Here is a 3,470-nt window from a genome sequence, read left to right on the forward strand (position 1 = left end):
GCGAATAGCGCTCGGCGGTAATCTTCAGACGGGCCATGGTGGCTGCGGGCGATTCCATCTGGCGGTTGCGCACCACGCTCAGCACCTTGTTGAGCCGGGTCACCGCGTCATCATGCGAGAAGGGCTTGATCAGGAAGCCTGTCACTTGCAGCGACATGGCCTTTTTAATGGTTTCAGGGTCATTGGCCGAGGTGATCAGGCAGACTGGCAGATCGCGGGTCTTCGGTTCGCCACGAACCTTCTCCAGGAACTCAAGCCCCGTCATCTCGGGCATGCGCACATCGCAGCACACCAGCGCAGGCAGCGTGGCCGCGGTTTGCAAGCGGGCCCAGGCCTCAACAGCGCCGTCGAACTCAATCAGCTCTGCGCCTGCGCCGACGATGGGCTGAACAATGTCCAGCAGCGCCATCCGGCTGATCATGTCGTCGTCAATGCAATAAATTTCCATACGTCTTCCCCTTCTTAAATTCGTGCCTGAGCCGAAATCAACCCACGCAACGATTTGAATTCTTCCAGCAGGTAGCGCCCTAACTCTTCGAGCGCATCGTCCTCCGGGTCGTGCAGCCAGACCACTTCCACGTCCACGCCGGCGGCGGCCTCTGCATCGAGGCAGGCCAGCACGTTCTGTAGCGCCTTGGTGCCCATGGTGTTGACGTAATGGATGTCAATTTGTGCTCTAAAGCGCTGGACTCCGCCCTTGGCGAAGTGTCGTTTCAGCCGGTCTAGCAGGGGCCCGAAAAAATCGAGCGCATTGTCCGGATAGCACTCGCCGACGATGCGCAGCGTGTTCTCCGCAAGATCAAAAATCACCTCCGGCGTATCCGCCGTGGCATGGGCTCGGATTAAGCGCACCGCATCAACCCCCGGTGTCTTCTGAGCCTGCGGAAACATGCCGGCGGTGCATCACCACATGGGTGAAGTCTTCCATCAGTTCGGCGCCAAGGTCTTCCAGCGCATCGTCCTCGGGGTCGTAGGCCCAGAAGACTTCAATGGCAGTGCCGGCAGCACCCGCATCATTGAGCACGCTGATGATGTTCTGCAGGCCCTTGGTGGAGGCGCTATTGACGTAATGCAAGTGAAAGTGCGCCTCAAAACGAGCGGGACTGGCCTGCGCAAAATGCGCTTTGAGCGCGCTGACGATGGGCGCAAAGAAGGGAAGCGAATTTTCGGGGTAGCACTCGCCGAGCAACTCAAAGCGGTTTGTGTCCAGGGACAGCGCGACCGACGGGGTCGACGTTGTGCGTGCGGCGTAGATGTCGGGCATGGCGATTTTGTTGTGATGATGAGGTGCGGCTAGGCCGTCAAATCACCGCTTTGACGGAGAAGAAACTAAATTTCCCGTCCCCGGCCGGGTCGGTGGTGAAGCTGTAGTCCAGCGGCTGCCGCGCGTCCCGCGCCACGGTGAGCCAGCCCAGACCAGCGCCCTTGGAGAGTGCGTCTTCCTCTGAGTGCGCGTTATTGTGAAGCTGCTCTCTGTAGGCCTTTTTGATTTCTTCCAGGCTCATGGAGCGCACCTGATCGAGCTTCTCACTGATACGCGGAATTTGGTCGGCATCGATGCGATTGACACAAATCACCGCGTAGTCGTTACCGCTTTTTACGATCGTGATAGTGCCCGCCCCCACTGGCGGCTGGACACCGGAATCGGGCTCGGGGGCGGCGTAGTGATGAATGTTTTGCGCCATCTCTACAAAAGTAGAAAACAACTTGCGCGTTATCGGACCGGAAACGCCGGACTCCTGCAAGCGGCCTTTTAGCGCCTCGGCAGCACCAGCAATCACGGGGCTGGTGAATTCGCCCTTTTGATAGAACACTACGCCGGCAGAGAGTGCCTGGTCGTGAAAGGCTTGGAATTCAGAGAGGTTCATGGAGGTAGCGCTCATGGACAAATGCTCTGCTCATGCTGGGGTGCGAAAGGCCAGCATCGTGACGTCATCACGCCGCTTTTGTCTGCCCTGCCAGGCGGTGAAGTTTTCATCAAAATCGGAGAGCCATGCTGCCACCCGGGCATCGCGGTTTTCTTGCAGGAACCGCACCAAGCGCTTCTTACCATGGGCAATGCGTTTGGCCTCGCCAATCTGGTCAATCACGCCATCGGTGGGGATTACCACCAGGCAGTCCGGCCCCAGCGTCACTTCGTGGGTCGGCCAGCGGCTGGCTAACAGCGTGTCGGAGTAGCCAATGGCTATGCGCTCACCATCGATTTGCACTACATCAGAGCCGTCTTTTCGGGCCAGCAGCAAGACCAGCTTGGCAGACGCAAAACGCATGGACTGCTGATCGGCGGAGAGCACGAACATGGCGGCGTCCAAGCCATCATTCGAACTTTTTTCACCCCTAGCCATGTCGCTGGCGTGCCGGTCGGGCTGGCGCAGCACGCGCTTGATATAGGCATTGAGTTGGGCCAGCAACTCGCCGGGCTGAATGCCGGTGGTCCCGGGATGAACCTGCTGCTCCAGAAAGGACAACACGATCAGCGTCATAAAGGCGCCGGGAACGCCGTGCCCCGTGCAGTCAAACACGCAGCCGAACACGCCGTCTCCAACCTTGCGAAAAAAATACGCGTCGCCGCCCACCACATCGCGGGGCTGCCACATCAGCGCGTAGGCCCCAATGTCGTTGCGCAAAACCTGATCCGACTCCACCAAATGACTGCGCTGAATCAGCGATGCGTAACTGATGGACGACATCAACTGGCGGGTCTTTTCAGCCTCAATCTCCGACATCGCTTTGATGAGGTCAAAGCCCGAGCCGATGCCAGCGTAGTCGCCATGCTGGGTGGTGATGTACCCATCGGTGAGCACCTTGCCACCGGACTCGACAGCGGCTCTGACCAAGGTCTCCACCGGGGTGCCGACATCCACAATCAGCGGCTTGGCGTCCATAAAATGAACGCAGGACTTGCTGCCGTAAAGTTCGCGCGCGTAGGGGCGAGCGTACTGCTCCATGAAGGTGTTGCGGTTAACCATGCCGATAGGCCGGCGGTCCTCAACCACCACGACCGATGACATGCCAACATGCTCGGTGAATTTGAGCCGCAATTCCTCAGAGGTGACATGCTGAGACACGGGCTCCTGCGACCGCGTAAGCTGCTCTGCCCGGGTGATGAGGGTGGACTTCCCATCCCCGCTGTGGGCAAACGACGAAGCCAGCGACTCGTACAGGCTCTCTACATTCAGCATTGGCTCTTTCTGCTCTTTATATTCCTACTTCTAGCTGACTGAATTCACAAAAGCTTAACGATTTGTGACTGTTGGACTGCGCGTTGTTCGATGGAGACAACGCACTGCCTCGCAAAAAAACAGCCTGCGCAACGCATCGACCTGCCGCCCATATTGACCAGAACTGCTATTGTCAGGCCTGCCCATGCACATTGATGATCTCAACCCATTGGTCCGGGCCCGCGCGCAGTGGCGCTGGCGCGGCCAGGACCGTCCACCGTTTGCCGACGTCCCCGCACCGGGGCAAGT

At 58.8% G+C, this 3,470-nt stretch carries 5 protein-coding genes; all 5 read right to left on the bottom strand.

Annotated features, from left to right (window positions below):
* The coding region (locus Q0O05_RS11800) for a response regulator (RefSeq protein ID WP_293663265.1) at positions 1–448 on the bottom strand (448 nt) is incomplete at its 3' end.
* Between the two features lie 14 nt (positions 449–462).
* Positions 463–891: a DUF1987 domain-containing protein gene (locus Q0O05_RS11805; protein ID WP_293663267.1), complete on the bottom strand. Its 429-nt coding sequence runs from the start codon at positions 889–891 to the stop codon at positions 463–465.
* The gene (locus tag Q0O05_RS11810) at positions 857–1,264 is read right to left on the bottom strand and encodes a DUF1987 domain-containing protein (RefSeq protein WP_293663269.1); all 408 of its coding nucleotides are present in this window, start codon (positions 1,262–1,264) and stop codon (positions 857–859) included. The genes Q0O05_RS11805 and Q0O05_RS11810 overlap by 35 nt, the downstream gene beginning before the upstream one ends.
* A 37-nt stretch (positions 1,265–1,301) precedes the next feature.
* Positions 1,302–1,883 carry a SiaB family protein kinase gene (locus Q0O05_RS11815; protein WP_293663271.1) on the bottom strand — a complete coding sequence of 194 codons (582 nt, stop codon included), beginning with the start codon at positions 1,881–1,883 and terminating at the stop codon, positions 1,302–1,304.
* Between the two features lie 15 nt (positions 1,884–1,898).
* Positions 1,899–3,182 carry a SpoIIE family protein phosphatase gene (locus Q0O05_RS11820; RefSeq protein ID WP_293663273.1) on the bottom strand — a complete coding sequence of 428 codons (1,284 nt, stop codon included), beginning with the start codon at positions 3,180–3,182 and terminating at the stop codon, positions 1,899–1,901.
* Positions 3,183–3,470 lie beyond the last annotated feature (288 nt).

This window comes from Rhodoferax sp. OV413 (assembly GCF_945881795.1).
Lineage (GTDB): Bacteria > Pseudomonadota > Gammaproteobacteria > Burkholderiales > Burkholderiaceae_C > Allorhodoferax.

What these genes read in the sequence shown, in the direction of transcription:
- Q0O05_RS11815 (WP_293663271.1), bottom strand. Translation starts at nt 1,883, where the DNA reads ATGAGCGCTACCTCCATGAACCTCTCTGAATTCCAAGCCTTTCACGAC.
- Q0O05_RS11805 (WP_293663267.1), bottom strand. Translation starts at nt 891, where the DNA reads ATGTTTCCGCAGGCTCAGAAGACACCGGGGGTTGATGCGGTGCGCTTA.
- Q0O05_RS11810 (WP_293663269.1), bottom strand. Translation starts at nt 1,264, where the DNA reads ATGCCCGACATCTACGCCGCACGCACAACGTCGACCCCGTCGGTCGCG.
- Q0O05_RS11820 (WP_293663273.1), bottom strand. Translation starts at nt 3,182, where the DNA reads ATGCTGAATGTAGAGAGCCTGTACGAGTCGCTGGCTTCGTCGTTTGCC.